25 protein-coding genes are annotated in these 26,402 nt (G+C 70.4%); 17 read left to right on the top strand and 8 right to left on the bottom strand.

The window, feature by feature from the left end:
- Positions 1 to 47: 47 nt before the first annotated feature.
- The 11 genes from hemL (at position 48) to mqnP (ending at position 10,470) form a co-directional block, all read left to right on the top strand.
- Complete coding sequence (gene hemL / locus AB0J74_RS20260; protein ID WP_363449987.1) at positions 48 to 1,385, top strand: glutamate-1-semialdehyde 2,1-aminomutase; 1,338 nt, start codon at positions 48 to 50, stop codon at positions 1,383 to 1,385.
- Entirely contained in the window at positions 1,382 to 2,029 is a 648-nt protein-coding gene (locus AB0J74_RS20255; RefSeq protein WP_363449985.1) for a histidine phosphatase family protein, read from the top strand. The genes hemL and AB0J74_RS20255 overlap by 4 nt, the downstream gene beginning before the upstream one ends.
- Positions 2,030 to 2,087: 58 nt before the next feature.
- Positions 2,088 to 2,603 (top strand): TlpA disulfide reductase family protein, encoded by a 516-nt coding sequence (locus AB0J74_RS20250; protein WP_363450257.1) that lies wholly within the window; start codon positions 2,088 to 2,090, stop codon positions 2,601 to 2,603.
- A complete protein-coding gene (locus AB0J74_RS20245) occupies positions 2,603 to 3,355 on the top strand; it encodes a cytochrome c biogenesis protein CcdA (protein WP_363449983.1) in 753 nt (250 codons plus the stop codon). The genes AB0J74_RS20250 and AB0J74_RS20245 overlap by 1 nt, the downstream gene beginning before the upstream one ends.
- Positions 3,355 to 4,932 carry a cytochrome c biogenesis protein ResB gene (locus AB0J74_RS20240; protein WP_363449981.1) on the top strand — a complete coding sequence of 526 codons (1,578 nt, stop codon included), beginning with the start codon at positions 3,355 to 3,357 and terminating at the stop codon, positions 4,930 to 4,932. Before AB0J74_RS20245 ends, AB0J74_RS20240 begins: the two co-directional genes overlap by 1 nt.
- Entirely contained in the window at positions 4,932 to 5,900 is a 969-nt protein-coding gene (gene ccsB, locus AB0J74_RS20235; RefSeq protein WP_363449979.1) for a c-type cytochrome biogenesis protein CcsB, read from the top strand. Before AB0J74_RS20240 ends, ccsB begins: the two co-directional genes overlap by 1 nt.
- A gap of 67 nt (positions 5,901 to 5,967) precedes the next feature.
- Positions 5,968 to 6,438 carry a hypothetical protein gene (locus AB0J74_RS20230; RefSeq protein WP_363449977.1) on the top strand — a complete coding sequence of 157 codons (471 nt, stop codon included), beginning with the start codon at positions 5,968 to 5,970 and terminating at the stop codon, positions 6,436 to 6,438.
- The gene (locus AB0J74_RS20225; protein WP_363449975.1) at positions 6,428 to 6,943 is read left to right on the top strand and encodes a SigE family RNA polymerase sigma factor; all 516 of its coding nucleotides are present in this window, start codon (positions 6,428 to 6,430) and stop codon (positions 6,941 to 6,943) included. The genes AB0J74_RS20230 and AB0J74_RS20225 overlap by 11 nt, the downstream gene beginning before the upstream one ends.
- Positions 6,940 to 8,064: a hypothetical protein gene (locus AB0J74_RS20220; RefSeq protein WP_363449973.1), complete on the top strand. Its 1,125-nt coding sequence runs from the start codon at positions 6,940 to 6,942 to the stop codon at positions 8,062 to 8,064. The genes AB0J74_RS20225 and AB0J74_RS20220 overlap by 4 nt, the downstream gene beginning before the upstream one ends.
- A 49-nt stretch (positions 8,065 to 8,113) precedes the next feature.
- The gene (locus AB0J74_RS20215; RefSeq protein WP_363449971.1) at positions 8,114 to 9,571 is read left to right on the top strand and encodes a menaquinone biosynthesis decarboxylase; all 1,458 of its coding nucleotides are present in this window, start codon (positions 8,114 to 8,116) and stop codon (positions 9,569 to 9,571) included.
- On the top strand, positions 9,571 to 10,470 hold the full coding sequence (mqnP, locus tag AB0J74_RS20210) for a menaquinone biosynthesis prenyltransferase MqnP (RefSeq protein ID WP_363449969.1): 900 nt from the start codon (positions 9,571 to 9,573) through the stop codon (positions 10,468 to 10,470). Before AB0J74_RS20215 ends, mqnP begins: the two co-directional genes overlap by 1 nt.
- On the opposite strand, the gene AB0J74_RS20205 is transcribed toward mqnP, so the two are convergent.
- A complete protein-coding gene (locus tag AB0J74_RS20205; RefSeq protein WP_363449967.1) occupies positions 10,467 to 11,648 on the bottom strand; it encodes a Fic family protein in 1,182 nt (393 codons plus the stop codon). The two genes, mqnP and AB0J74_RS20205, sit on opposite strands and share 4 nt — an antisense overlap.
- A gap of 52 nt (positions 11,649 to 11,700) precedes the next feature.
- On the bottom strand, positions 11,701 to 12,678 hold the full coding sequence (locus AB0J74_RS20200; RefSeq protein ID WP_363449965.1) for a terpene synthase: 978 nt from the start codon (positions 12,676 to 12,678) through the stop codon (positions 11,701 to 11,703).
- A 59-nt stretch (positions 12,679 to 12,737) separates the two neighbouring features.
- Here AB0J74_RS20200 and AB0J74_RS20195 point away from each other — a divergent pair, with 59 nt between their 5' ends.
- Positions 12,738 to 13,394 carry a UbiX family flavin prenyltransferase gene (locus AB0J74_RS20195; RefSeq protein WP_363449963.1) on the top strand — a complete coding sequence of 219 codons (657 nt, stop codon included), beginning with the start codon at positions 12,738 to 12,740 and terminating at the stop codon, positions 13,392 to 13,394.
- A 2-nt stretch (positions 13,395 to 13,396) separates the two neighbouring features.
- Here the strand turns inward: AB0J74_RS20195 and AB0J74_RS20190 are convergent, their stop codons facing one another.
- Positions 13,397 to 13,669: a BldC family transcriptional regulator gene (locus tag AB0J74_RS20190; RefSeq protein WP_363449961.1), complete on the bottom strand. Its 273-nt coding sequence runs from the start codon at positions 13,667 to 13,669 to the stop codon at positions 13,397 to 13,399.
- A gap of 247 nt (positions 13,670 to 13,916) precedes the next feature.
- Between AB0J74_RS20190 and AB0J74_RS20185 the strand changes: the two genes are divergently transcribed.
- Together AB0J74_RS20185 and AB0J74_RS20180 are read left to right on the top strand one after the other, a co-directional pair.
- Positions 13,917 to 14,375, top strand: coding sequence for an Lrp/AsnC family transcriptional regulator (locus AB0J74_RS20185; protein ID WP_363449959.1), 459 nt, complete (start codon positions 13,917 to 13,919; stop codon positions 14,373 to 14,375).
- A gap of 10 nt (positions 14,376 to 14,385) precedes the next feature.
- Positions 14,386 to 15,477 (top strand): PLP-dependent cysteine synthase family protein, encoded by a 1,092-nt coding sequence (locus AB0J74_RS20180; protein WP_363449957.1) that lies wholly within the window; start codon positions 14,386 to 14,388, stop codon positions 15,475 to 15,477.
- Here the strand turns inward: AB0J74_RS20180 and AB0J74_RS20175 are convergent.
- From AB0J74_RS20175 to AB0J74_RS20160, 4 genes are all read right to left on the bottom strand, one after another.
- Positions 15,474 to 16,094, bottom strand: a complete 621-nt coding sequence (locus tag AB0J74_RS20175) for a putative glycolipid-binding domain-containing protein (RefSeq protein WP_363449955.1) — start codon at positions 16,092 to 16,094, stop codon at positions 15,474 to 15,476. The two genes, AB0J74_RS20180 and AB0J74_RS20175, sit on opposite strands and share 4 nt — an antisense overlap.
- Positions 16,095 to 16,122: 28 nt before the next feature.
- Positions 16,123 to 17,436: a DEAD/DEAH box helicase gene (locus AB0J74_RS20170; RefSeq protein ID WP_363450255.1), complete on the bottom strand. Its 1,314-nt coding sequence runs from the start codon at positions 17,434 to 17,436 to the stop codon at positions 16,123 to 16,125.
- A 215-nt stretch (positions 17,437 to 17,651) separates the two neighbouring features.
- On the bottom strand, positions 17,652 to 19,565 hold the full coding sequence (locus AB0J74_RS20165; RefSeq protein WP_363449953.1) for a hypothetical protein: 1,914 nt from the start codon (positions 19,563 to 19,565) through the stop codon (positions 17,652 to 17,654).
- A gap of 106 nt (positions 19,566 to 19,671) precedes the next feature.
- Positions 19,672 to 21,228, bottom strand: coding sequence for a C40 family peptidase (locus AB0J74_RS20160; protein WP_363449951.1), 1,557 nt, complete (start codon positions 21,226 to 21,228; stop codon positions 19,672 to 19,674).
- A gap of 219 nt (positions 21,229 to 21,447) precedes the next feature.
- Between AB0J74_RS20160 and mqnE the strand changes: the two genes are divergently transcribed.
- Together mqnE and AB0J74_RS20150 are read left to right on the top strand one after the other, a co-directional pair.
- The gene (gene mqnE, locus AB0J74_RS20155) at positions 21,448 to 22,617 is read left to right on the top strand and encodes an aminofutalosine synthase MqnE (protein WP_363449949.1); all 1,170 of its coding nucleotides are present in this window, start codon (positions 21,448 to 21,450) and stop codon (positions 22,615 to 22,617) included.
- Entirely contained in the window at positions 22,614 to 22,880 is a 267-nt protein-coding gene (locus AB0J74_RS20150) for a DUF4229 domain-containing protein (protein ID WP_363449947.1), read from the top strand. Before mqnE ends, AB0J74_RS20150 begins: the two co-directional genes overlap by 4 nt.
- 3 nt (positions 22,881 to 22,883) lie before the next feature.
- Here the strand turns inward: AB0J74_RS20150 and AB0J74_RS20145 are convergent, their stop codons facing one another.
- Complete coding sequence (locus tag AB0J74_RS20145) at positions 22,884 to 24,233, bottom strand: C39 family peptidase (protein ID WP_363449945.1); 1,350 nt, start codon at positions 24,231 to 24,233, stop codon at positions 22,884 to 22,886.
- Between the two features lie 175 nt (positions 24,234 to 24,408).
- Between AB0J74_RS20145 and AB0J74_RS20140 the strand changes: the two genes are divergently transcribed.
- On the top strand, positions 24,409 to 26,283 hold the full coding sequence (locus AB0J74_RS20140) for a M14 family zinc carboxypeptidase (protein ID WP_363449943.1): 1,875 nt from the start codon (positions 24,409 to 24,411) through the stop codon (positions 26,281 to 26,283).
- The last annotated feature ends 119 nt before the right edge of the window (positions 26,284 to 26,402 follow it).

The following is a 26,402-nucleotide window of genomic DNA, read 5'->3' as shown; positions in this document are numbered from 1 at the left end:
GGGGTGCCTGCCTGCCATCTCCTACACGCTGTCAGAATGGCTGCACCGTGACCGAAACAAATTCGGCCGGCCCCGGTCGGTACCCGTCCGACGCGCCGGCATCCGAGGCCTTGTTCAGCCGCGCCCGTGAGCTCACGCCGGGCGGGGTCAACTCGCCGGTGCGCGCGTTCCGGGCGGTCGGCGGCACCCCGCGCTTCATGGTCCGGGGCCAAGGCCCGTGGCTGTTCGACGCCGACGACCGGCGCTATCTCGACCTGGTCTGCTCGTGGGGTCCGCTGATCCACGGGCACGCGCACCCGGCCATCGTCGAGGCGGTCACGGCGGCCGCCACCCGCGGCACGAGTTTCGGCACGCCCACCCCCGGCGAGGTCGACCTGGCCGCCGAGATGGTCGCGCGCACCCCGATCGAGCAGGTCCGCCTGGTCAACTCCGGCACCGAGGCGACGATGTCGGCGATCCGGCTGGCCCGCGGCTACACCGGCCGGTCGAAGATCGTGAAGTTCGCCGGGTGCTACCACGGCCACGTCGACTCGTTGCTGGCGTCGGCCGGTTCCGGTGTCATCACGTTCGGCCTGCCCGACTCGCCCGGCGTCACCGGCGCGGCGGCGGGCGACACGATCGTGTTGCCCTACAACGACCTCGCGGCCGTCGAGGCGGTCTTCGCGGCCGACGGCGCCGAGATCGCGGCCGTGATCACCGAGGCCGCGCCCGGCAACATGGGAGTGGTCGCGCCGCGTGACGGGTTCAACGCCGGCGTCGCCCGGATCGCACACGCCAACGGCGCGCTGTTCATCGTCGACGAGGTGATGACCGGCTTCCGGGTGTCGCGCTCCGGTTGGGCCGGCATCGAAGACACCGGCGCCGACCTCTACACCTACGGCAAGGTGATGGGCGGCGGGCTGCCGGCCGCGGCGTTCGGCGGCTCGGCCGAGATCATGGGCAGGCTCGCACCGGCCGGCCCGGTCTACCAGGCCGGCACGCTCTCCGGAAACCCGCTGGCCTGCGCCGCCGGCCTCGCGTCGCTGCGGCTCGCCGACGAGGCGGTCTACCGGCGGCTCGACGAGACCTCGACCACGGTGGGCAAGATGGCCGCCGGGGCGCTGGCCGCCGCTGGGGTCGCGCACCGGCTCTCGTACGCCGGCAACATGTTCTCGATCTTCTTCACCGACGCCGACGTGGTCGACTTCGACGGCGCCCGAGGTCAGAACGTGGCCGCGTTCAAGGCGTTCTTCCACGCGATGCTCGACGCCGGTGTCTACCTGCCGCCGAGCGCGTTCGAGGCCTGGTTCGTGTCGGCGGCGATCGACGACGCCGCCCTCGAGGTGTTGGCCGCGGCCCTGCCGGGCGCGGCGCGGGCGGCGGCGGCTGCGGGGGGCGCGAGGTGACGACGACGGTGGTGCACGTGCTGCGGCACGGCGAGGTGCACAACCCGGACAAGGTGTTGTACGGGCGCCTCCCCGGCTTCAAGCTCAGCGAACTCGGCACCCAGATGGCCAAGGCGGCCGCGCAGGCGCTCGCCGAGCGCGACGTCACCCACGTCGTGGCCAGCCCGCTCGAACGCGCGCAGCAGACCGCCGAGCCGATCGCGGCCCAGTTCGGTCTTCCGGTCGGTGTCGACGAGCGGCTGATCGAGAGCGCCAACTGGTTCGAGGGCAAGCGGGTCTCGCCCGGCGACGGATCGTTCCGCGACCCGCGCAACTGGTGGGTGCTGCGCGACCCGCTGACCCCGTCGTGGGGCGAGGCCTACCGGGCGATCGCCGAGCGCATGTTCGCCGCCGTGCACGCCGCCCGGGTCGCCGCCGAGGGGCACGAGGCGGTCTGCATCTCGCACCAACTCCCGATCTGGACCCTGCGCCGGTATGTCGAGCACAAGCGGCTCTGGCACGACCCCCGCAAGCGCCAATGTGGACTGTGCAGCCTGACCTCGTTCCACTTCGACGGTGCCAAGGTGGTCGGGATCGGCTACTCCGAGCCGGCCGCGCACCTGGTCGCGCTCTCACCCAACGCCCGGAACGCCAAGGGCGCCTGACGTGCGCCGCCGTGGTCTGCTCGTCGGGATAGCGATCGTCGTGGTGGCGGTCGCCGCGATCGTCTACGCGGTGACCGGGCGCGGCGGCGACAGCTGGAAAGACCTCTGCAAGACCTCGAGCGAGGGCTTCATCGAGTGTGCCGCCGGCAACCGGCCGGCCGCTCCGGACCTCGCCGGCGACCTGCTCGAGGGCGGCCGCTACGACTCGGCGTCCGACGCCGGCAAGGTCCTCGTGGTCAACTTCTGGGGCTCGTGGTGCGCGCCGTGCCGGGCCGAGATCGACGACCTGGAGAAGACCTACGAGGCCACCAAGGCCAAGGGCGTCGACTTTTTGGGCATCAACATCCGCGACAGCCGCGACGCGGCGCTGGCGTTCCACAACCAACTGGTCGCCTACCCGAGCGTTTTCGACCCGTCGAGCAAGCTGGCGCTGGGCTTCGAGATCCCGCCGAACTCCATTCCCGCGACGGTCATCGTCGACCGGGCCGGTGACATCGCGTACGTGATCCGCCGCGGTGTCACCCAGGAGCAACTGCAACCCATCGTCGAGCGGGTCGCGGCCGAGGCATCCTGATGGGCGACACGTTCGGCGACCTCGCGACCAGCGGCCCGCTGGCGTTCGCGATCGGCGGTGCCGCGCTGGCCGGCCTGGTGAGCTTCCTGTCGCCGTGCGTGCTGCCGCTGGTGCCCGGCTACCTGTCCTACGTCACCGGCCTGGCCGGCTCGGAACTCGAGCGCAAGGTTCGCGAGCGGAGCCGGGTGTTCGCCGGCACGATGCTCTTCGTTGTCGGTTTCACCACGGTGTTCGTGCTGGTCGCGGTGCTGGTGTCGCGGGTCGGCTGGGTGATGGTCGAGCACCGCCGGCTGCTGGAGATCGTGGTCGGCTCGCTGATCATCGTGCTCGCGCTCGCGTTCCTCGGCGTCGTACCCGGCCTGCAGCGCGAGGTCCGGATCCAGGCGCTGCCCAGGGCCGGCCTGTTCGCCGCGCCGGTCTTCGGTGCCGTGTTCGCGCTGTCCTGGGTGCCCTGCGTCGGCCCGACGATGGGCTCGGTGCTGCTGCTGGCCAGCACGTCCGGCGAGGCCGACCGGGCGGTGGTGCTCGCTGTCGCGTACTGCCTCGGGTTGGGCATCCCGTTCGTGATCTTCGGGTTGTTCTTCACCCGGCTGCTCGGGCTCTTCAAGGCGATCCGGCGCAACAGCAAGTGGGTGACCCGGGTCGGTGCCGGGCTGCTCATGCTGATGGGCCTGGCCCTGGTCACCGGCGGCTGGAACAGCTTCCTGATCTGGCTGCAGAGCAGCATCGGCCCGGGAAGCATCGGCATCTGATGACCGCCACCGACACCCGACCTGCGCCGGCCGCCGCCCCGCCGCCGCGCCCGCCCGGCTGGGCCAACTGGCTCGTCAGCCTCGGCCGCTCGGCGTGGCGACAGCTCACCAGCATGCGTACGGCGCTGGTGTTGCTCTTCCTGCTCGCCGTCGCGTCGATTCCCGGCTCGATCATCCCGCAGACGAACGTCGGCATCGAGAAGGTCCAGGACTACTACCGGGCGCACCCGACGCTGGCGCCGTGGATCGCGAAGGTCGACGGGTTCAACGTCTTCGGCTCGCCCTGGTTCGCCGCGATCTACCTGCTGCTGTTCACCTCGCTGATCGGCTGCGTGATACCGCGGCTGCGCGACCACTTCCGCGCCATCCGGTCCGTACCCCCGAATGTTCCGGCCCGCCTTGACCGGTTGCCGCAACACGCGTCGGTCGACGACCACGACGGCGATGTCGAGGCCATCGCCGCGGCGCTGCGCAAGCGGCGCTGGCGGGTCGTCGTGCGCGGCGACACGGTGTCGGCGGAGAAGGGCTACCTCAAGGAGACCGGCAACCTGGTCTTCCACTTGGCGCTGATGGCGGTGCTGGTCGCGGTCGCGCTGGGCTCCTGGTACGGCTGGCACGGCAACCGGATCCTGGTCACCGGCGCGGACTCGGGCTTCTGCAACAGCCTCCAGCAGTACGACGAGTCCAAGCTCGGCCCGCGGGTCGACGAGGGCAAGCTGCCACCGTTCTGCGTGACGCTCGACCAGTTCGAGGCGACGTTCCAGAGCAGCGGGCAGCCCAAGCAGTTCAAGGCGACCGTGACGGTCGAGGGCGACGGGCCGACCCGCACCGCGAACTTCTCGGTCAACGACCCGCTGCGGCTCGACGGGGCGTCGATCTACCTGCTCGGCCACGGCTACGCGCCGATCCTGCGCTACACCGACCGGTTCGGGAAGACGCAGACCAAGGAGGGTCCGTTCCTGTCGATGGACGGGATGCAGACCGGCTCCGGCGCGATTTCGTTCCCGGACGCCAACGTCGACCCGAAGACAGGCAAGCGCGACTCCTCGCTGCAGATGGGCTTCGACGGCATCTACATGCCGACCGCGCCCGCCCAGGCGCCGTTCCTGCGGTCGGAGTTCCCCGCGGAGAACAACCCCGGCCTGCTGCTCACCGCCTATCGCGGCAACCTCGGCCTGGACGCGGGGATCCCGAGTTCGGTCTACCACCTCGACCAGGGGCAGATCGACGCGGGCCGGCTCAAGCAGGTCGGCGAGGGCAAGCTGCTCAAGCCCGGCGATACCTGGACACTCGATGACGGTTCGTCCGTCCAGTTCGTCGGGACGAAGAAATACGTGACGCTGTCCGTGCGGCACGACCCCGGCCAGCGCATCGCCCTGATCGCGGCGGTGTGCGCGCTGGTCGGTCTGATGGGCTCGCTGTTCGGCAAGCGCCGGCGGATCTTCTTCCGGCTGGCTTCCCCGTCTCCGACATCCAGTAGTAGATTGCTCGAGGCCGGTGGCCTACCGCGCACCGACTACCCCGGCTTCGCCGAGGAGTTCGCTTCGACCGTCGCCGCCGTGAGAGAGAAGACCTGATGGCCGCCTTGTCGGACGCCCTGCTGGTGGTGGCCATGCTCGGCTACCTGGCCTCGATGATCTGCTACGCCGCCGTGTACGCCTTCGGCGACAAGGGTGTGGTCGCCCGCGTGGCCGAACGTGAGCGTGGCCGCGAGCTGGTGGGTGCCGGTGGCCCGCCGGTCGTCGAGTTCATCGGCTCGCCCGAGCCGGTCGCGCCCGTGCGCGGTCGCGGAGCCTTGGCCGGGTGGATTGCCGCCGGCTTCCTGGTGCTCGCAGCCGCCGCCCAGATCGGTTCGCTGATCTTCCGCGGCGTGGCCGGCCACCGGCTGCCCTGGGGCAACATGTACGAGTACGTCCTCGCGGCCACCTCGGTCGCGGCGGTGGCCTGGATCGTCGTGATGGTCCGCCGGCCGGCCCTGCGTCACCTGGGCCTCTACGTGGCGCTGACCCAGGTGGTCCTGCTCGGCATCGCCGGCCTGCTGCTCTACGTGCCGGTCGGCCCGCTGGTGCCGGCGCTCGACTCCTACTGGCTGGCGATCCACGTGACCGCGGTGGCCATCTCGTCGGGCGTCTTCCTGATCGGCTTCGTGCCGGCCGGGCTCTTCCTGATCAAATCGGCATACGACAAGGGCAAGATCGCCGGGTTCCCGTTCGGCGACCGCCTCCCGGCCGCCGACGTGCTCGAGCGCCTCTCGTTCCGGCTGCACGCGTTCGCGTTTCCCATCTGGACCTTCGGCGCGCTGATCGCCGGCCCGATCTGGGCCGAGTCGGCCTGGGGCCGCTACTGGGGTTGGGACCCCAAGGAGGTGTGGGCGTTCATCTCGTGGATCGTCTACGCCGGTTATCTGCACGCCCGGGCGACGCCAAGCGTCAAGAAGACCACGGCGACCTGGATCGCGGTGCTCGGCTTCCTGACGATGCTGATGAACCTGTTCGGCGTCAACATCTTCTTCACGGGCCTCCACTCGTACGGCGGCCTTCCCTGATCCCAACCCGCATTCGCCAACCTCAGATGATCTTTTCCTGACGGGGGTACGGGATGCGGGCAGCGCGGTGCGCGCGGCCCAGCCGGGCCAGACCGTCGAGGTCTGGCCGGGCCAGCGGACCACGGTGTTCGGCGTCATCGAGGACTCCAGCGATGTGACGGTCACCGACGGCCGAATCAGCGGCGCCCAGGCCGCTACGGCCGGGATCAAAGGTGACTCGCACCGGGTCACTGTGAGCGGGTTGATGGCGCGGGGCTACGCGGAGGTGTTCGCGGTGCGCGCCGGCGCCAAGACCGGCTACGGCGGCCTGCGGATCGAGACGCGCGACGGCAAGGCGGTCACCGCCTGGGCCGTGCAGAAGTCCAACCTGGCCAACTGGCGCGGCCGGCACACCCGGGCCGACGACGTCGCGGCGACCATCCGGAAGGCGTCCCGGCCTCGTACGAAGGCCCCCGCTGAACTTTCCCCGCTTCGGCAAGCAGCAGCCGGCCCGGTGCCCGGCGTTGTCAGGGGTATGAGGGACAAGCATGGACGCTGATCTCGAGGCGGAGTTCAGCGAGTTCGTCGCGGCCCGGTCGCACGCGCTGTTCCGCACCGCCCTCGCCCTGACCGGGCACCGCCAGCAGGCCGAAGACCTGCTCCAGACGGTGCTCATCAAGGGCGCCCGGCACTGGCCGCGGATCCGGTCCGGCGCACCCGAGGCCTACCTGCGCACCGCGCTCTACCGCCAGCGGACCAGCTGGTGGCGCAGCCTGCGGCGGCAGCGCGGGGTGAGCTCCGACGTGCTGCCGGACACCGCGGCGGCGGGCGATCCGACCCGGACCGTCGACCTGCACCTGGCTCTGCGGGAGGCGCTGGGCCAACTCGCGCCCAAACACCGGGCGGTGCTGGTGCTGCGGTATTTCGAGGACCGGCCCGACGCGCAGATCGCCGAGATCCTCGGCTGCACCGAGTCGACCGTCCGCAGCCAGGCCGCGCGGGCTCTCGCCCGACTGCGCCAGCTCGCCCCGGAACTGCACGCGAAGGAGGAAGCACCGCGATGAACGACCGTCTCACCGGCGCGCTGCGCCAGACGTTCGAGCAACTCGCCGACGACGGCGGCCCGCCGTCGGGGCTGGCGCGGGCAGCGTTGGCCGGTGCCCGGCGCCGGCGCCGCGCCCAGGTGGGCGCTTCCGTCGGCCTGGCCCTCTGCGCCGTCCTGGCGGCGGGGCTCGCCGTCGGCGGCGATCGGGGCGCGCCGGTCGCGAGTGGGCCCGGCGACTCGGTCGTCGTGGCCTACAGCGGCATCCGCGACGTTGAGGTCGAGGACGGCAGCCCGGCGTTCAACTACTCGATGCTGCTCGACCAGAAGACCGGCACCTACCGCAGGGTTCCCTTCCGGACCGTGATCCCGTCGCCCGACGGTGAACGGGTGCTGGTCGGCATCGGCGACAACAGCGCCGACCACCCGACCCGGCTGGGCATCATGGACCGGGCGACCGGCGTCGTCCGGTGGATGCCGGACGGGCCGGTGGCCGGTTTCCCGGGCGACGCCAACGACGGCGCGTGGTCACCGGACGGTCGGCAGATCCTGTTCAGGTTCCTGCAGGACACCGGACCGTCCGGCGCGGTGCTGGTCGACACGGAGACCCTGAGCGGCAAGGTCGTGCAACTGCCGTATCTGTCCGTCGCCGACATCGGCATGGCGTGGACACCGGACAGCAACGGCTTCGCGGTGACGCTCGCCGACTCGCCCACCGAGGCAAGCGCGTACACGGCGCGCGGGGTCCAGTTCTTCGGGCTGGACGGGCGGGCGCGGCGCACCCTTGCGATGCCGGACCCCGACCTGAGCGCCCGACCGGTCTTCTCACCGGGCGGCCAACTGGCCCTCAGCGGGCCCTTCTCCGGCGGCCAGAACTTGTCGATCGTCGTCGTCGACCCGGACACCGGCGCGGTTCGCGCACGGATCGCGCTGGCCGAGCCCGCCATCGTCGTCGGTTGGGCCGACGAGGGGCACCTGGTGGTGGACACGTATGGCACCCGCAAGGCCCGGCAGCTCCAGGTGGTCGACCTGACCGGGGCAGTGACCAGACGGATGGCCTGGCCAGACGGCTTCATCGGGGGTGAGGTCTTCATCGGCCCGGCCGCCGGACTGCCGCGCTCGGCCGACCGGCTGACCTTCTGATCCGGGGGCCACGGCGGCCGGGCACGCGCCATAGGCGAGACTGCTACCTATGGCGCGTGCCTTCCCGTACCCGGATCTCAAGGACTTCATCGCCGCGTTGGAAAGCGCCGGTGAGCTGCGCCGGGTCGGCGTGCCGGTGGATCCGACGCTGGAGATCAGCGAGGTGGTCACCCGCACGGTCCGAGCCGGCGGGCCGGCGCTGCTGTTCGAGCGACCGACCCGCGGCGAGATGCCGGTGGCGGTCAACCTGTTCGGCACCGAGCGGCGGATGGCGATGGCCCTCGGCGTCGACTCGCTCGACGAGATCGGCGACCGGATCGGGGCGCTGGTCAAGCCCGATCTGCCGGTCGGCTGGTCCGGGATCCGCGACGGGCTCGGCAAGGTCATGCAGCTCAAGTCCGTACCCCCGAAAAAGGTCAAGACGGCGCCCTGCCAGCAGGTGGTCTTCAAGGGCGCCGACGTCGACCTGAACCGGCTGCCCGGGCTCCAGGTCTGGCCCGGTGACGGCGGCATCTTCCACAACTTCGGGCTGACCCACACCAAGCACCCGGAGACCGGCAAGCGCAACCTCGGCCTCTACCGCCTCCAGCAGCACTCGCACAACACCCTCGGCATGCACTGGCAGATCCACAAGGATTCGACCGCGCACCACGCGGTGGCCGAGCGGCGCGGCGAGCGGCTGCCGGTGGCCATCGCGATCGGGGCCGACCCGGTGGTCAGCTACGCGGCCAGCGCGCCGTTGCCCGGCGACATCGACGAATACCTGTTCGCCGGGTTCCTGCGCGGCGAGCGGGTGGAGATGGTCGACTGCCTGACCGTGCCGCTGCAGGTGCCGGCGCAGGCGCAGATCGTGCTGGAGGGCTACATCGAGCCGGGCGAGCGGCTGCCGGAGGGCCCGTTCGGCGACCACACGGGCTTCTACACGCCGGTCGAGCCGTTCCCGGTGCTCCACGTCGAGTGCATGACCATGCAGCGCGAACCGGTCTACCACTCGATCATCACGTCGAAGCCGCCGCAGGAGGACCACGGGCTCGGCAAGGCCACCGAGCGGATCTTCCTGCCGCTGCTCAAGCTGCTGATCCCGGACATCGTCGACTACGACCTGCCGTCCGCCGGGGTGTTCCACAACTGCGTGATCGTCTCGATCAACAAGCGTTACCCGAAGCACGCGCAGAAGGTGATGAACGCGATCTGGGGCGCCCACCTGCTCTCGCTCAGCAAGCTGATCGTGGTCGTCGACGACGACTGTGACGTGCACGACTACGCGCAGGTAGCGTTCCGGGCGTTCGGCAACGTCGACTACGCGCACGACCTGCTGCTCACGCAGGGTCCGGTCGATCACCTGGACCACGCGTCCTACCAGCAGTTCTGGGGTGGCAAGGCGGGCGTCGACGCCACCCGCAAGCTGCCGACCGAGGGCTACACCCGCGGTTGGCCGGACGAGATGACCATGTCGCCGGAGATCACGGCGTTGGTCGACAAGCGGTGGAAGGAGTACGGCATCTGATGGTCGCCGTCGCGGCACCGGCACCGAACCGGGTTCAGGCCTTCCTTCGGTTGGTGGTGATCGAGCATTCGATCTTCGCCCTGCCGTTCGCCTACGTCGCCGCGCTGGCCGCGATGCGACTCGACGGCGGCCGCGTGCAGTGGGGCACGCTGGCCCTGATCACCGTGGCGATGGTGGCGGCGCGGACGGTCGCGATGGCCGCCAACCGGATCATCGACCGGCGGATCGACGGTGAGAACCCCCGCACCGCGTCGCGCGAACTCGTCACCGGCGCGGTGTCGCTGCGTACGGCGTGGGTCGGTTTGTCGGTCTCGCTGGTCGTCTTCGAGGCGGCCGCGGCCGCGCTGAACCCGCTTTGCCTGGTGCTCTCGCCGGTCGCGCTGTTCCTGCTGGTGATCTACTCGTACGCGAAGCGCTTCACGAACTATCCGCAGCTCTTCCTGGCCGCGGCGCAGGCGGTTGCCCCGGTCGGCGCCTGGGTGGGCGTGACCGGTTCGTGGTCCTGGCCGGCGTTCGTGCTCGGTGTCGCGGTCGGCACCTGGATCGGTGGCTTCGACTGCATCTACGCGGTGCAGGACCTGGAGGCCGACCGCCGCATCGGCATCGGTTCGGTCCCGGTCAAGCACGGGGTCCGCGGCGCACTGATCATCTCGGCGGTCACCCACGTGGTGACGGTCGCCTTCTACCTCTGGTTCGGCGTGCTGGCGGACCTGGGCTGGCTCTGGACGGCCGGGGTCGCGGTCACGGCGGCCGTGCTGATCTACGAACACGCCATCGTCAAGCCGTCTGACATGTCCCGGGTCAACCGCGCGTTCTTCACCGCCAACGGCGTGATCGGCATCGTGCTGTTCGTCTTCGCCCTCCTCGACCTCGTCGCCCTCCAGGGACTACGAGCCTAGCCGACCTGCTCTCGCGCAAGGCGCTCCCTCATCCATGGGAATGGATCAATGAGTGGGCGACGACGCTCCTGGCACCGGCGTCGAAGATCAGTCAAGACTTCCCCGGCGACGTAATGACGGCCTCGCGCCTCACCGCGTGGCAGGAGAATCCCAAGGTCGACCAGTCGGCCCAGATCTCGACTGGCGGTGCGTTCTTCACTTTCCGTCGCGTGCGCGTAGGTGGCGCGGCGCAGTCGGTAGCCCAGGACGGCGTCATACAGCTGGGCCGTCACACGATCGGGAAGAGCGGTTCGTGCGACCAGTTCGTCGAGTTCCGCCCAGATCGCTATGGCCTCCTCCAGCCGGCGCTGGATTGTCTGCGCCTGCATGTGGTGCGCGCGCAAGTTGAACGCCACCCACAGGTGCGCGTCCGGGCGAGGCTGCCATGAACCCTGGCCGGTGATGGCGAGAACCCGGTAGTAATCCTCGGTGTTTTGTCCCAGCCACTCTTCGATGCTCGAGAATGCCGGCTCCGCGATCGCCTGCCGGGACAGCACGAGCGTTTGCAGGGCACGGGACATGCGCCCGTTGCCGTCCCGAAACGGGTGGATCATCACGAGGTTCAGGTGGGCCATCGCCGCTTGGATTAGCGGATCTTGGCTCAATCCGGTCCGGAGACTCTCGGTCAGTGCTTCGACAAGTCGTGGCACCTCGGCGGCGTCGGGACCCTCGTAAACGTTGCGGCCGGTGTGTTCGTCCTGCACATAGATCGTGCCCGTCCGGTATTGACCCGGACTCTTACTCAAGTCATGTTGCAGCATCATGAAATGCATCCCGCGCAGCGCGGTGCTGTCGTAGGTGAAGTGGGAGTCACCAGCCATCTGGAGCACGTAGCCAAGCGCCTGCCGGTAGCCGCGGATTTCCGCGAAGGTGCGCTCGTCGGCCGATAGTGGCGCTTCGTCATCGAGGGCGGCGGCGGCGTCATCCTCCTCCACCAGGTAGCCCTCGATGCTGTTTGATCCGCGGATCGCGCGGGCGAGCATGGTGCGGCGCAGCCCGCCGTTCCATCGCCTCGGCACGCGCAGCGAGATCGCCAGTTCCCGGCGCATGTTGTGGATCTCTCCCATCACGGCGAGATCCTCGGAGGTCAGTGGCGGCGGTGTGTAAATGGGAGGCGGGTGTCCTGTTGTCCCGGTCATCGAGACATCATACCCAATATTTGTCTCGATTATCGAGACAACGAGACACCGCTCAGGCGGTGCGGCCAGCTACCCAGGACTCGACCACGTCGGGCATGGGGTAGCGCGGTGACTCCAGGGACCAGTCGATCGTGCCGCGGACGGAGTCGGCCACGCCCTCGACGTAGCGGCGGACGGCCGCGTCGATGCGGGCGCCGAATGCCGGCACGGCCGCGCGCAACTCGACGAAATGGGTCATCCTGTCCTGCCAGCGCCCGATCACCTCGTGGATCGCGCGATCGCGGGACAGGCCGCGCTCCCGTGCCGTGGCCAGCACCAGGTTGTGGCCCGCGGCGGTGTTTTCGTCGCGCTCCAGCGAGAGCAGGTCGTTGAACCAGGACAGGAGGTCGTTGCCGGCCGCGCTGATCTCGCGCAGGACCGGGTGGTGATAGACCGCTTCCGGGATGCGCATCCGGCCCCCGCCGGCGAACTCGATCAAGGCGTAGGACACGTAAGCGGCCGAGGTCGCCCGCCGAAGCTGGATGTATTCGACGATCCCGGGCTTGCGGCCGACCCACTTGTTGCTGGCCTCGACCAGGATCCCGTCGAGATGGTGGCGGAGCGCGTCGTTGATGCGGTCGACCGACATCTCCGACAGCCCGCCGGTGATCGCCCGCCACGAGTCGAGCAGCATCGCGCGCATCGGCGGGCTCAAACCCGGCGCCGGCTCGCGGCCGTCGCTGTCGATCGTGGCGTAGACCCCGTCGACCGTCGCCCGGACCTGCGAGAGCGGCGGGCTGGCGCTGCTGTCGACCGTGTCGTCGAGCAGGAAGAACCAGGTGAACAGCGCGGTCAGCAGGCGCAGGTCGGCCTCGCTCGCGTCGGGGTAGAGGCGGCTGGCGTAGCGGGCGAAGCCGCTGCCCCGCAACAGCGAGGCCGTGCCGGCGGGGACACCACGCTCGACGAGCCAGCCGGTCAGCCAATCCTGGGTGTCGTCGGCATGTGGGGAGATGCGCGGTGGGATGGGGCAGAACAGGCCCGGCGTCACCATCCAGCGGCCTCGCGTGTGCGCTGGCTGGGCGGGCAGTCCCGGCTCATAGGCTTGACCGTATGCGAACGCCGTGGGTGGTTGGAGTCTCGGGAGCATCTGGTACGCCATATGCGGCTTCGGTGCTGCGGGGCTTGCTCGATGCCGGCGAGTCGGTTGATCTCGTGGTTTCCCGGGCCGCACGGCTGACGATCCTCGATGAGACCGGGTCGCCGCTGCGCGACGGGCACTGGAAGGACGACCTGGCGCGCTGGCTCGGCCGCGATCTCGCGAAAGCCGACCTGGTCTTCTGGCCGGCCGGTGACCTTGCCGCCGGGCCGAGCAGCGGCTCCTACCCGGCCCGCGGCATGGTCGTGGTGCCGGCCAGCACCGCCGCCTGCGCCGGGATCGCCCTGGGCCTGTCGAAAGACCTGTTGCAGCGCGCCGCCGAGGTCAACCTGAAGGAGCGCCGCCCGACCGTGCTCGTGCCCCGGGAGACCCCGGTGACCCGCAGCCACCTCCAGCATCTACTGGAACTCGACGCCGCCGGTGCGGTGGTGCTGCCGGCGAGTCCGGGCTTCTACGGTGCCGGCGCCGCGGCGACCGCGGCCCAGTTGGTCGACTTCGTCGCCGGCAAGATCCTCGACGCGATCGGTGTCACGCACGATCTCTCGCCACGCTGGGTCGGTGGAATCGGTGCGGGCGGGGGCCCGCTCAGCGGCCCCCCGGCAGACGAGTGAGGTTAGTGCAGACCCGCGTTCGTCGGCCCGTGGTTGCCGCTCTGGGTCGGCCCGTTGTTGCGTGGACGGTTGGCGTCGCCACCGTCGAGGTCGTCCAGCACGCCTTCGCCCTCGAGCAGGGCGCGGACCTCAGACTCGCGGAAACGTCGGTGCCCACCTGGTGTCCGGATGCTACCGATCCGACCCGCTGCCGCCCATCGCGTCACGGTCTTGGGGTCGACCCGGAAGAGCGCAGCCACCTCGCCCGGCGTCAGCAGACGATCTCCAGTGTCCACGGTCCCCTCCTCGCGTCAGCGAAAGCCTCTCGAACTGGTCTCAGATGTGCGCCCCGGCAGTGCGCGAGAGGCTTTCATAGGGACGTACGGCCATTAGAGCACCGTGCGAGTGCACTGTCCTGGAATCGGGGAAAACGCACTGTGTGGGCAGATCCCCGGTAAAATTGCGAGCCGTACTCTCCTTTGACCATGTTTCACGCGGACCGGCGAATCGTCCACTCCCGGCCCCGGTTAGGGTCTACAGGCCGTGGATGCCATCGACCTGCGCCTCGTGGAGTTGTTGCGTACCAACGCACGGCTGTCCTTCGCTGAACTCGCCCGGCAGGTCGGTCTGTCCGCGCCGGCGGTGCACGAGCGGGTGGGAAAGCTCGAATCGTCCGGTGTGGTCCGTGGCTATCGGGCCGAGGTCGACCAGGAGGCGATCGGTCTCGGCGTGACCGCGCTGATCGGTGTCGTCGAGGAGTCGACCACCGATGCCGACGACCTTCTCGAACAGCTTCGGGCGCTGCCGGAAATCGAATCCTGTTACTTCATGGCCGGCGTCGAGTCGTTCCTGCTGACCGTCCGGGTCGGCACGATCGCCGAGTTGGAACGGCTGATCGTGCGGCTGAACCGGACGCCCGGTGTCGCATCGACCCGCACCGCGATCGCCCTGTCGGCCAAATGGGAGAACCGTCCGCGACCGATTCAGCCACCCTCGGCATAGCCTGCATCCCATGGAACAGCTTGACCGATGTAGCGACAGCGAACGGGCGTGGGTGACCGAAGCGGTCGCCGCGGTCGAAGCCGACCTGAACCGCTCCGCCGACACCCACCTGCTGCCCTTCCCGCTGCCCCGGGAGTGGGGCGTCGACCTTTATCTCAAGGACGAGTCGGTGCACCCGACCGGTTCGCTCAAGCACCGGCTGGCCCGCTCACTGTTCCTCTACGGGCTGTGCAACGGCTGGATCGGCCCGCGCACCACCGTCGTCGAGGCGTCGTCCGGGTCGACGGCGGTCTCCGAGGCGTATTTCGCCCGGATGCTGGGCCTGCCGTTCATCGCGGTCATGCCGGCTTCGACGTCGGCCGAGAAGATCGCCCTGATCGAGTTCCAGGGCGGCAAGTGCCATCTGGTCGACGATCCGTCCGCCGTTGTCGACACCGCCCGGTCCCTGGCCGCCGACCTCGACGGGCATTTCATGGACCAGTTCACCTACGCCGAACGGGCCACCGACTGGCGCGGCAACAACAACATCGCCGAGTCGATCTTCAGCCAGATGTCCCGCGAACGGCACCCCGTGCCCACCTGGGTGGTCGTCGGCGCCGGCACCGGCGGCACCAGCGCGACGATCGGGCGCTACGTCCGCTATCAGCGGCATCCCACCAAGATCTGCGTGGTCGACCCGGAGAACTCGGCGTTCTACCCGGCCTACGCGGCCGGCGACTGGGGCCACACCACCGGCCGGGGCTCGCGGATCGAGGGGATCGGCCGGCCGCTGGTCGAGGCGTCGTTCCAGCCGCACGTCGTCGACCGGATGGTCGCCGTGCCCGACGCCGCGTCACTGGCCGCGATGCGCGCCGCCTCCGCGGTGCTCGGCCGCCGGGTCGGGGGCTCCACGGGTACGAACGTCTGGGGCGCTTTCGCCCTGATCGCGGAGATGCGTGCGGCCGGCGTACGCGGATCGGTGGTGACCCTGCTCTGCGACGGCGGCGAACGCTATGCCGACACCTATTACGCCGACGGCTGGGTCCGCGACGCCGGTCTCGACCTGGCGCCGCACCGCGCGGTGCTCGACCGTTTCCTGCGCACCGGCGACTGGCGCGGTTAGCCGCGCTTCGCCAGCCCCGGGTAGTCGAGCACGAAACCGTTGTCGTCGACGGTGATGTCGGCGCGGAAGGTGTCGCTCTCGTAGCGGATCCGGTTGCCGCCCAGCGGCGTGTAGGTGTGTTCGGCCGCGATGATTTCCAGGCTGGGCAGCAGCACCCAGGCCGCCATCACCGTGGTCGGCCGGTCGGGTGTCGCGTTGAGCAGCCCGAGGCGGCGGATCACCAGCGTGTTGGTCAGCGGCGAGCCGCCGAGGTCGACATCGAGGGCGCGTTCGAGCCGTGCGGCGTCTTCGATCCCCGGAAAGCCGACCCGGCGCTGTCCGGCCGCGACCAGCGCGGCGTCGAGGTCACCCTGCTCGCCCGTGGTGGCCCGCCACCGCCCGGTGGCCCGCTGCATCCGAATCGTGCGCATCCAGCCGGCGCCCTCCGCGCTCACGTCGAGCCGCGCGGTCTGCCAGTTGTCGTCGACGATCAGCTCGTAACGCGCCAGGTAGGGGATCGGGTCCACCGCCTGCTGGGTGCCGCGCGCCACGAGCCCTCGCCGGTCGTCGAAGACCACGGTCTCCGCACCGGGCACATCGGTGCGGGTCCACAACAGAACCTTCGGCAACGTCGCCATGCGATCAACGTTACCGGTGATCCGTTGGTTAGTGCGTGCGGCGCGGTCCGCTGCGCGGCCCGCGGGGGCCGCTCTGCCGGTGGCCGTTGGCCGGGCGGTGCGGGCGGCGCGGCTCCTCGGGAACCATGACCACCGGAACGCCGCTGGGCTCGCGGGCGCCGGTCAGCTCGGCCAGGGCGGCGTCGCCGACCCGGACCCGGGTCTCGGCTGGCTCGACGCCGGCCTTGCCGAGCATGGCCAGCGTGCTGCGGCGCTGCTTGGGCAGCACCAGCGTGGCCACCGAGCCGGACTCACCGGCCCGGGCGGTGCGCCCGGCGCGGTGCAGGTAGTCCTTGGCGTCGCGCGGCGGGTCGATGTGGACGACCAGCGAGACGTTGTCGACGTGGATGCCGCGGGCGGCCACGTCGGTCGCCACCAGCACCGTCGTGCGGCCTTCCTTGAACTCGGCCAACGTGCGGGTGCGGGCCCGCTGGGTCTTGCCGCCGTGCAGGCCGCCGGCCCGCACGCCGACCGCCGCGAGCTGCTCGACCAGCCGGTCGACGCCCATCTGGGTGCGCGCGAACATCATCGTGCGCCCTTCCCGGGCGGCGATCGAGGCCGCGACGCCGAACTTGTCGTGCGGCGGGATCAGCAGCATGTGGTGGTCCATCGTCGTGACGGTCGCCTGGGCCGGCTCGGTGGCGTGCGTGACCGGGTCGTTCATGAAGCGCTTGACCAGCGCGTCGACGTCGCCGTCGAGGGTGGCCGAGAAGAGCAGCCGCTGGCTGCCGGCCGGGGTCTTGGCCAGCAGTTCGGTGACCTCGGGCAGGAAGCCCAGGTCGGCCATCTGGTCGGCCTCGTCCAGGACGGTGATCTCGATTTCGTCGAGCACGCAGACCCGGCGCTCGATGAGGTCCTTCAACCGGCCCGGCGTCGCGACGATGACCTCGACGCCGCGGTCGAGCGCCTCGATCTGCCGGTCGTAGGGAACGCCGCCGACGGCGGTCTTCAGGTAGACGCCGACCGACTTGCCCAGCGGCAGCAGCGCGTCGTTGACCTGCATGGCCAGCTCGCGGGTGGGCACGAGGACCAGCGCGCGCGGGTGGCGCGGGCGGGCCTTGCCACCCTGCGCGATCCGGGCCAGCAGCGGCAGGCCGAACGCGAGGGTCTTGCCCGAGCCGGTCTGGCCGCGGCCGAGGACGTCCCGGCCGACCAGCGCGTCGGGGACGGTGGCCTTCTGGATCTCGAACGGGGTGACGATGCCCTCGCGGGCCAGCGCCCGGACGAGCTTGTTGGGCAGGCCGAGGGCGTCGAAGCCCTCGGTGGGCGTGGCGTCGCCGGCGTCGGCCGGCGCTTCGAAAATGGACGGGAACGTGCTGGGATCAGCAAACGCGGTCAAGTGGGGCCTCTCGTGGGCGGGCCATCTCGCGCGTCAAGAACCTCGGGGTGCAGCACGCTTCGCAAGATCGCCCATGGGGCGCGGAAACGCGCCGGTCGATGAACTTAGCGAGTGTACGGTGCGTGGCCGCCCGATGCCGCATCGAGGCGCTCCCGCGTGTGCGGCGTCACGCGCAGGAGTTAGAGCAACCCGGTGATCGAGTTGCTGACGAAGAGCACGACGAGCACGCCGATGCCCACGAGGATGCCGAGGCCAACGGCCAGCAACAGCCCGACCTTGGCATAACCACGCTTCACCGGCATCGAGTCGGTGTGCCCCTGGGCCAGGATGTGACCGGTCAGCGATCCCGAGTTTTCCATCGTGGCGGCCGGGAAGGCCGTGGTCATCGGGGCGGGCTCCTCCTGGTTCCCGTAGAGCCGGCCGGAGCGCTGCCCCTGCGCCCACCGGTGATAGTCGGTCGCGGCACCCGTGGACCCGGGCGCGGTCGGGTTGACCGACTCCGGCCAACTCGGCAACGCGGGCGCCGGCGCCGACCCACCCTGCTGCCCGACCGCGGGCGGCGGCGGGAACGGCGGCACGGGCGACGGGCCCGGCGGCGGCCCCGGGGGCGGGACCGGCGGCCCGGGCGGCGCCGGCGGCTGCGGCTCGGGAATCGGCGGCACCGGAGAAGGCGGCGGCTGCGGCACGGGCGACGGCGGCACCGGCGGCGGCCCAGGCGGCATCGGGCCCGGACCTGGCCCTGGACCCGGCCCTGGTGCCGGGCTCGGGCCGGGGAACGGCGACGGCGCGGGCTCCGGACCCGGGAACGGCGGCTGCGGGCGCAGCGGCGGCTCCGGCTGGGGTTCTCTGGGCCTCGGCTGGTCGGGCCGCGGCTGCGGCCGAGGCCGCTCAGGCTCGGGTTCCGGCCGCTCGGGCTCCGGCCGGTCCGGCTCGGGTCGACCCGGCTCGGGCCGATCTGGCTCCGGTCGACCCGGCTCGGGCCGGTCTGGCTCCGGTCGACCCGGCTCCGGCCGATCTGGCTCCGGCCGCCGCGGTCGCTCCGGCTCGGGCTCGTCGGGCGGCAAGGGCGGCTTCGGCTCCGTCGGCTCGGTCGCGGTGCGGCCGTAGATCTTGGCGCTGCCGCTGGCCGCGGCCGGCACACCGACCGCGAGTTCGGCGGCCGATGGGCGGCGCACCCCCGGCACGCTCGCTCGGGCCTTGGCGACCGCCGGCGCCTCAGCCGGCTCGCTGCCCTCGGTGAGCGCCGCGATCGAGGCCGGCGTCGCGGCCGACCAGGTGGCCCGCTGTGCCGGGATCGCCGACGCGGCCGGCTCGTCGGGCTCGGGCACGGGCTCGGGGCGCACGTACGCCGGCGGGTCGTCGGCCGTCTCCTTGTGGAACGGCACCGCGAAGCCCGACCAGGGCGACTCCTCGGCGAGCGGCACCTTCGGCACCCGCCGGTCGAGCGGCGGCACCGGCCCCTTCGCCGGCACGGGCTTGATCGGTGAGGCAGCCGGGGCGGCCACAGCCGGCGGCGTGGGAGCCGGCGGCTCCACGGGCTCTTCGCCGGCGGCCCCGTAGGTGCCAGGCACACCCGGAGCGGCGGGCGCTGGCGGCTCGGCGGACCTGCCGGCGGCCCGGTCGGTGCCGGGAACGGCCAGGGCTGGCGGCTCAGCGGGATCGGCGGCGGCGCGGTCGGTGCCGGGAACGGCCAGGGCTGGCGGCTCGGCGGCGGCGCGGTCGGTGCCCGGAACGGCCGCGACTGGCGGCTCGCCGGGTTCGGCGGCGCGGTCGGTGCCCGGGACGGCCGGGGCTGGCGGCTCGGCGAGCTCGCCGGCGGCCCGGTAGGTGCCGGGCACGGCCGGCGCGGCCACGTGCTCGCCGTCGGGCGCGGCGGTGCCGTTGCGCACCGACGCCCGGCCGACCACCGACGTGGGCGTGCTGCCGGGCGGCGCGGTCGGGATGTGCGAGATCTCCGAAACCGGGGTGGGCCGGGTCCAAGCGGGCGAGGCCGGCCAGAGCGCGCCGTCACCCGCTGGCGGCGGCGGGGGCTCGTAGGCCTCAGGCAGCTCGCCGAGTCGTGCGTCGTCGGACTGCTGCGGCTTCTCGTCCATCGCTGCCCTCCCTGGCCGACCCCGGGTCGCGCGTGCCCGCCCGGCGCGGCGTGCCAATGTCACATCGTGGCACAACCGCACACCCCGGTATGTCGGTAAGCGGCCGTCAGCCCTCTGACGTGCCGGTCGGCGTGGCGACAGAGTTGGCCGCGGCGGTGTTGGTCGGCGGCACGCTGTCGCGGGTCGCTGGCGCCTCCGGTGTCGACGTCGGCTCCTCCTCGTCGTCGGCCGGCGGGTCGGTGGGCTCCGGGTCCTTCGTCGGCGCCGGCGGCTCGGTCGTCGGTTTCGTGGTTGGTGGCGGATCGGTCGGCGGGTCCGTCGGCTCTCCGGTCGGCGGCTTCGTCGGCGGATTCGTCGGCTCTTGTGTCGGCGGCTTGGTCGGCGGCTTCGTCGTCTCGACCGGCGGTTTCGGCGGCTGGGTAGTCGGCGGCGCGGTCGGACCTGTCGGCACGGCGGGGAACACCCGGGTCGCCGCGTAGAACCGCGACCACCAGACGGTCGACACCTTCACCACGTCGCCGGTGGTCGGGGCGTGCACCATCTTGCCGTTGCCGAGGTACATCCCGACGTGGTGGACGGTCTGCCAGCTCGACCCGGAGGCGAAGAAGATCAGGTCGCCGGGCAGCAGCGCGGACTGCGGCACGCTCTGCATGCGGGTCGCATAATATTGATCACGGGCCACCCGGGGCAGCCCGTTGTAGCCGGCCGCCCGGTAGGACGCCCACATCAGGCCCGAGCAGTCGAACGAGTTGGGGCCCTCGGCCGCCCAGACGTAGGGGTCGCCGAGCTGGGCCAGCGCGTAACGGACCGCCGTCATCGCCTTGGGGTTGGCCTTCATCCCGGCGACGCTCTCGCCGGAGATGTAGCGGGTGCCGAGCTGCTGCTCCTTGGCCTCCTGGTCGCGCTCGTAGGCCTCGACCGCGTCGATGTTGTCGGCCCGCAGCTTGCGCAGCGCGTCTTCCTTGGTCTTGCGGCTCTTCTCCAGCGCGCTGACCTGGTCGACCAGGTCCTGGTGCTTGGTCTGCATCGCGGCGTAGTAGGCGGTCGCGTTCTGCTCGGCGACCCGGGCCCGCTCGACCACGTCGCCGGCGATCTCCGGGTGTGGCACGGCCGAGCGGCCGGTCAGCAGCCGGTTGAGCGAACCGAGGTCCTGCAGGTCGCGGTCGTAGGTGCCGGGCGGCAGCGCGGCGGCCGCCTTGAGGGCGTCACCGGCCGCGCTGTCGGCGTTGCGCTGTGCCGCGGCCAGCTCGTCGCGCATCTGCCGCAGGTTGGTGTCGGCCAGCTCCAGGTCGCTCTCGGCCCGGTCGCGCTGCTGCTGCAGCTCGAGCACGCGCTCGCCGAGGAGCGAGACCTCGGTCGCGCTGGCGTTGATCCGCGCGGCCAGCGGACCGCTCGCGACCGTCGACGGCACCTGGGGAACGCTGGTCACCGGCGCCTGGCCGGGCAGTTGCAACGCGCCGGCCGGGACCGGGCGGGCGCCGGAGTCGGGCACGGTGTTGGGCAACGGGGGGTCGGCGGCCTTGAGGTCGGCGAACGCGGGGCTGCCGAAACCGGCGGCCGCGGACGCGGTCGCCGTCAGCAGCGCGGCCCACGCCACCGGTCTGAGCACCCGCAAGTGGTCGCGCTGCGGGTCGCCGTGGCGGTTGGGCTGCCGGCGGGTCATGATCCTCCCCGGTTGTCGCGTTGTGACGACCGATCACCGTGCGGGGACGTTACGCATCGGCTGGGTGCCGAGCGACCCTCTGGTGTAACTCGTCACAGTCGTTACTACCGCAAAACTGTGGCGACTGTCGATGGCAGCAGCGGTAACGAGACGCTGAGAGACGGTGAACGGTAGTGGCCCAGCGGTGATCATCGGCCGGCGGGACGTACGCTCGCCTGCATGGACGAGGCACGTAAGCACGAGCTCGAGGAAAAGGTCTACGCCGGCATCCGACTTTCCCGGCAGGACGGTGTGGACCTCTACGAGTCCGACGATCTCGCCTGGCTCGGTCGGCTGGCGCACCACAAGCGCACCGAGCTCAACGGCGACCGGGTGATGTTCAACATCAACCGGCACCTCAACCTGACCAACGTCTGCTCGGCGAGCTGCGCCTACTGCTCGTTCCAGCGCAAGCCGGGCGAAAAAGACGCCTATACGATGCGCATCGACGAGGCCGTCCGCAAGGCCAAGGAGATGGAGAGCGAGCAGCTCACCGAGTTGCACATCGTCAACGGCCTGCACCCGACGCTGCCCTGGCGCTACTACCCGAAGGTGTTGCGCGAGCTGAAGGCGGCGCTGCCCAACGTCAACCTCAAGTGCTTCACGGCCACCGAGGTGCAGTGGTTCGAGAAGATCAGCGGGCTGACCGCCGACGCGATCCTCGACGAGCTGATGGACGCCGGCCTCGAGTCACTGACCGGCGGCGGTGCGGAGATCTTCGACTGGGAGGTCCGCCAGCACATCGTCGACCACGAGTGCCACTGGGAAGACTGGTCGCGGATCCACAAGCTGGCACACAGCAAGGGCATGAAGACCCCCGCCACCATGCTGTACGGGCACATCGAGGAGCCCCGGCACCGGGTGGACCACGTCATGCGGCTGCGTGAGCTGCAGGACGAGACGGGCGGCTTCGCGGTCTTCATCCCGCTGCGCTACCAGCACGACTTCGTCGACTCCAAAGACGGCAAGGTCCGCAACAAGCTCCAGGCGCGCACCACGATGGCCTCGCCGGCCGAGTCGCTCAAGACGTTCGCGGTGTCCCGGCTGATGTTCGACAACGTGCCGCACGTGAAGTGCTTCTGGGTGATGCACGGCCTGTCGGTCGCCCAGCTCTCGCTCAACTTCGGCGTCGACGACCTCGACGGCTCGGTCGTCGAATACAAGATCACGCACGACGCCGACTCCTACGGCACGCCCAACACCATGCACCGCGAAGACCTGCTCAACCTGATCTGGGACGCCGGCTTCCAGCCGGTCGAGCGGGACACCCGTTACAACATCGTGCACGAGTACGACGGCCCGCAGTCGCTCGCCGACCGGCGCGCCCACCCCCAGGACGTGATGTCGTGACACCTACCGTCAAATACACGCTGGCCCGGATCGGCCTGGCCGTGCTCGTCTTCGCCGCGCTGCTGCCGGTGCCGATCGACCTGTTCCTCAAGCTGATCCTGGCGCTGGTCTTCTCGGCCGCGGTCTCGTTCTTCTTCCTGCGTCATTGGCGCGACCAGATGGCGCAACAGCTGGCCGACGCGGTCGACCGGCGCCGCACCGAGAAGGCCAAGCTGCGCACCGCGTTGGCCGGCGACGATGAGCCGCCGGCCGTCGCGAGATAACCGCTACCAGTTGGTCGAGCCGGCCACCTTCGGCCAGGGCTTCCACCACGGCTTGATCAGGTAGACGATGCCGCCGCTGCCGCCGGAGACGCCGCCGGTCGCGTTGATCCGCTTCGTGCGGAGCCAGACCTGTTCGAACTGGCTGCGCTTGTAGACGTTGCGGACCACGTCGTTCGACGACGACGCGGGGTCGTTGATGATGACGTCGCCGTCCTTGGTGAAGCCGACGATGACGAACAGGTGGCCCGACGTGCCGTAGTTGGCGCCGTCGAGCTCGCTGGCCAGGAACGACTGCGAGGTGACCACCGGGATGCCGGCGGCGATGAACCGCTCGGCCTCGTCGAGTGAGTGCAGCCGGGTGACCTTGGCCTCCAGGCCGGGGAAGGACGCGGCGTAGGCCGTGTTGAACGGCCAGTTGCCGGCACCGTCGTAGGCATAGTCGTAGGTCATCCGGGCGGCGTGGTTGACCGACGGGTCCGGGTAGGTCGGGTCGACCCACGCCAGGTCCTCGGCCGACGGCTTCTTGCCCCAGTATTCGACGACCATCTCGGTCGAGGTCGGCGAGCACCAGGCCTCACCGCCGCCGTCGTACTCCGGATAGTGCCCCTCGTGGACGTTCTGTGAATAGGCCGGCACCTTGAGCTCTTTGCCCCAGGCGATGTGCCCGGCGCTGGCCGGCACGGTGAACCGGTCGGGCACGTACGACGACATCGCGCCGAGCGCCCAGACCCGCGGCGAGGCCAGCTGGCCCGGCGCCCGGTAGAGGGTCAGCCGGAGCTGGTAGGCGCTCAACATCACGCCGTTGGCCACGTCGTCGATCGAGAACGTGTCCGTCCAGATCGTCGAGTACGGGTCACCCTGCCGGTTCACCGACGTACGGCGGATGTCCTCGTCACCGGAGGCCCAACGGCCCATCACGTACCAGGGCGTCAGGTTGCCGGTGTTGTAGGTGCCCTGCATCTCGATCTGGATCCAGGTGCCGCGCGGTGTCTCGGCGTTCCACGACGCGACCAGCTCGCTCGCGTCGAAGCCGACCTCGCGCTTCGGCGAGGTCCAGGTGGCGTAGTTCCAGCTGCGGGTCACCCCGGTGTGCGGATCGGTGTAGTCGGTCGTCCCCTGTGGACGCAGGATGGTCACGCCACCCTGCAGGCCCGGAACGCCCGGAATGCCCGGCAATGCCAGAGTGCCCTGGTGCGTGCCGGTGCGCCAGTCGCGATACGTCGACCAGCCCTGGTACGTGATCTGCTCGTCATGGACGGGCGTCGAGGCGACGGCCCCGGCCGGTGCCGCGAACCCGGCAATCAAGGCAACCGCGCCGAAAACCGCGACGGCCGCCCGCGCTGATGCGTTCATGGCTGTCACTATCGCTGGCGAAAGGAAGTTTCACCAGAGTTCGTTTCGCTGAAGTTCATTGCCGGCGGGATGATCCCGTTGGCATGGTGCAGCACAAAGACCCATATTGATATGACCATGGGTCCGGTGGTGAGGTTCGTCCAACGTTCCTCCACCAACCCCCTGGAGGTCATGCATGGCCACTCGTCTGGGTCGACGACGCACCCTGGCCGCACTGGTCGGCACCGCGGTCGTGGGCCTGCTCGTCGCCTCGGCCCACCCGGTCGCGGCGAAACCGCCGCCCGGCGGCGACGCATCGGCATCGCCCTCGGCCGAATACCGGGTGCTCGGCCCGAAGACGCTGGCCGACCGCAACGCGGTCGCCGGCACCGGTGCTTCGATCGATTACGTCGAGCACGGCGTCCTCAACATCACCGCCACCGGCGCCGAGGCCGCGGCGATCCAGCGGCTCGGTTTCACGCTGGAGAAGCAGGCGGCACCGCCCGCGGTCAGCGGCGGCCCGACGGCGCAGGCGTTCCCGCCGGCCGACTCCGCCTACCACGACTACGCGGAGCTGACGGCGGTGGTCAACCAGGTCGTCGCCGACCACCCGACGATCGCGCGCAAGCTCTCGATCGGCAGTTCCTACGAAGGCCGCGACCTGATGGCGGTGAAGATCTCCGACAACGTCAACACCGACGAGGCCGAGCCGGAGATCCTCTTCAACGCGCAGCAGCACGCCCGCGAGCATCTGACCGTCGAGATGGCGATCTACGTGCTCAACCTGTTCACCGACAACTACGGCACCGACTCCCGGATCACCAACCTCGTCAACAACCGGGAGATCTGGGTCGTACCGACGATGAACCCCGACGGTAGCGAGTACGACATCGCGACCGGTTCCTACCGCAGTTGGCGGAAGAACCGGCAGCCCAACGCCGGGTCGTCCAATGTGGGCACGGACCTCAACCGCAACTGGGGCTACAACTTCGGGTGCTGCGGCGGCTCGTCCGGCACCACCAGTTCGGAGACCTATCGCGGCCCGTCGGCGTTCAGCGCGCCGGAGACGCGGGCGCTGCGCGACTTCGTCAACAGCCGGGTGGTCGGCGGCGTGCAGCAGATCAAGGCCAACATCGACTTCCACACCTACTCGCAGTTGGTGCTGTGGCCCTACGGCTACACCACCGCCAACACCGCGACCGGCATGACCGCCGACGACTACAGCACGTTCGCCACCATCGGCCAGCAGATGGCGGCGACCAACGGCTACACGCCGGAACAGTCGTCGGACCTCTACATCACCGACGGTGACAGCCTCGACTGGCTGTGGGCGACCCACAAGATCTGGGCCTACACCTTCGAGATGTATCCGGGTTCGTCGGGTGGCGGCGGCTTCTACCCGCCGGACGAGGTGATCCCGGCGCAGACCAGCCGCAACCGGGAAGCGGTGCTGATCCTCTCCGAATACGCCGACTGCCCCTACCGGGCGATCAACAAGCAGGCGCAGTACTGCGGCGGCGGAGGCGGCGGCACCACCGTCTACTCCGACACCTTCGAGTCGGCGACCGGGTGGACCACCAACCCGTCCGGCACCGACACCGCGACCAACGGCCAGTGGGTGCGCGGCGACCCGGCGGCGACCACGTCGAGCGGCACCAAGCAACTCGGCACCACCGTCAGCGGCACCAATGACCTGGTCACCGGGGCTTCGGCCGGCACCGCCGCGGGCGACTTCGACGTCGACGGCGGCACGACCAGCATCCGCTCGCCGGCCATCACGCTGCCGGCCAGCGGCACGCTGACGCTGAACCTGTCGTGGTATCTCGCGCACGGCTCGAACGCGTCGTCGGCCGACTTCTTCCGGGTCAGCGTCGTGCACAACGGCGGCACGACGGCCCTGTTCAGCCAGGCCGGCGCGGCAACCAACCGCGACGGCGCCTGGGCGACGGCCAGCGCCAATCTGTCGGCGTACGCCGGTCAGTCGGTGCGGCTCCTGATCGAGGCGGCCGACGCGTCGACCGCCAGCCTGGTCGAGGCGGGCGTCGACGACGTCCGGATCACCCAGAGCTGAGGCATTTGCCGGCACCGGCGTCCCGTGGGTAACCGCGGGACGCCGGTGTCGCAGTTAACGGCGGCGATATCGCCCTCCCGACCATGGTGACCAGTGGGTTACCGTGCTCGCGACCGACC

The sequence above is a fragment of the Asanoa sp. NPDC049573 genome, from assembly GCF_040676615.1.
GTDB lineage: Bacteria > Actinomycetota > Actinomycetes > Mycobacteriales > Micromonosporaceae > Asanoa.
This window is presented reverse-complemented; position numbering and strand designations above follow the sequence as displayed.

Coding starts and splice junctions, on each gene's coding strand:
- AB0J74_RS20245 (WP_363449983.1), top strand. CDS start 2,603: ATGGGCGACACGTTCGGCGACCTCGCGACCAGCGGCCCGCTGGCGTTC.
- AB0J74_RS20240 (WP_363449981.1), top strand. CDS start 3,355: ATGACCGCCACCGACACCCGACCTGCGCCGGCCGCCGCCCCGCCGCCG.
- ccsB (WP_363449979.1), top strand. CDS start 4,932: ATGGCCGCCTTGTCGGACGCCCTGCTGGTGGTGGCCATGCTCGGCTAC.
- AB0J74_RS20225 (WP_363449975.1), top strand. CDS start 6,428: ATGGACGCTGATCTCGAGGCGGAGTTCAGCGAGTTCGTCGCGGCCCGG.
- AB0J74_RS20220 (WP_363449973.1), top strand. CDS start 6,940: ATGAACGACCGTCTCACCGGCGCGCTGCGCCAGACGTTCGAGCAACTC.
- AB0J74_RS20215 (WP_363449971.1), top strand. CDS start 8,114: ATGGCGCGTGCCTTCCCGTACCCGGATCTCAAGGACTTCATCGCCGCG.
- mqnP (WP_363449969.1), top strand. CDS start 9,571: ATGGTCGCCGTCGCGGCACCGGCACCGAACCGGGTTCAGGCCTTCCTT.
- AB0J74_RS20205 (WP_363449967.1), bottom strand. CDS start 11,648: ATGACCGGGACAACAGGACACCCGCCTCCCATTTACACACCGCCGCCA.
- AB0J74_RS20200 (WP_363449965.1), bottom strand. CDS start 12,678: ATGGTGACGCCGGGCCTGTTCTGCCCCATCCCACCGCGCATCTCCCCA.
- AB0J74_RS20195 (WP_363449963.1), top strand. CDS start 12,738: ATGCGAACGCCGTGGGTGGTTGGAGTCTCGGGAGCATCTGGTACGCCA.
- AB0J74_RS20180 (WP_363449957.1), top strand. CDS start 14,386: ATGGAACAGCTTGACCGATGTAGCGACAGCGAACGGGCGTGGGTGACC.
- AB0J74_RS20175 (WP_363449955.1), bottom strand. CDS start 16,094: ATGGCGACGTTGCCGAAGGTTCTGTTGTGGACCCGCACCGATGTGCCC.
- AB0J74_RS20165 (WP_363449953.1), bottom strand. CDS start 19,565: ATGGACGAGAAGCCGCAGCAGTCCGACGACGCACGACTCGGCGAGCTG.
- AB0J74_RS20160 (WP_363449951.1), bottom strand. CDS start 21,228: ATGACCCGCCGGCAGCCCAACCGCCACGGCGACCCGCAGCGCGACCAC.
- mqnE (WP_363449949.1), top strand. CDS start 21,448: ATGGACGAGGCACGTAAGCACGAGCTCGAGGAAAAGGTCTACGCCGGC.
- AB0J74_RS20145 (WP_363449945.1), bottom strand. CDS start 24,233: ATGAACGCATCAGCGCGGGCGGCCGTCGCGGTTTTCGGCGCGGTTGCC.
- AB0J74_RS20140 (WP_363449943.1), top strand. CDS start 24,409: ATGGCCACTCGTCTGGGTCGACGACGCACCCTGGCCGCACTGGTCGGC.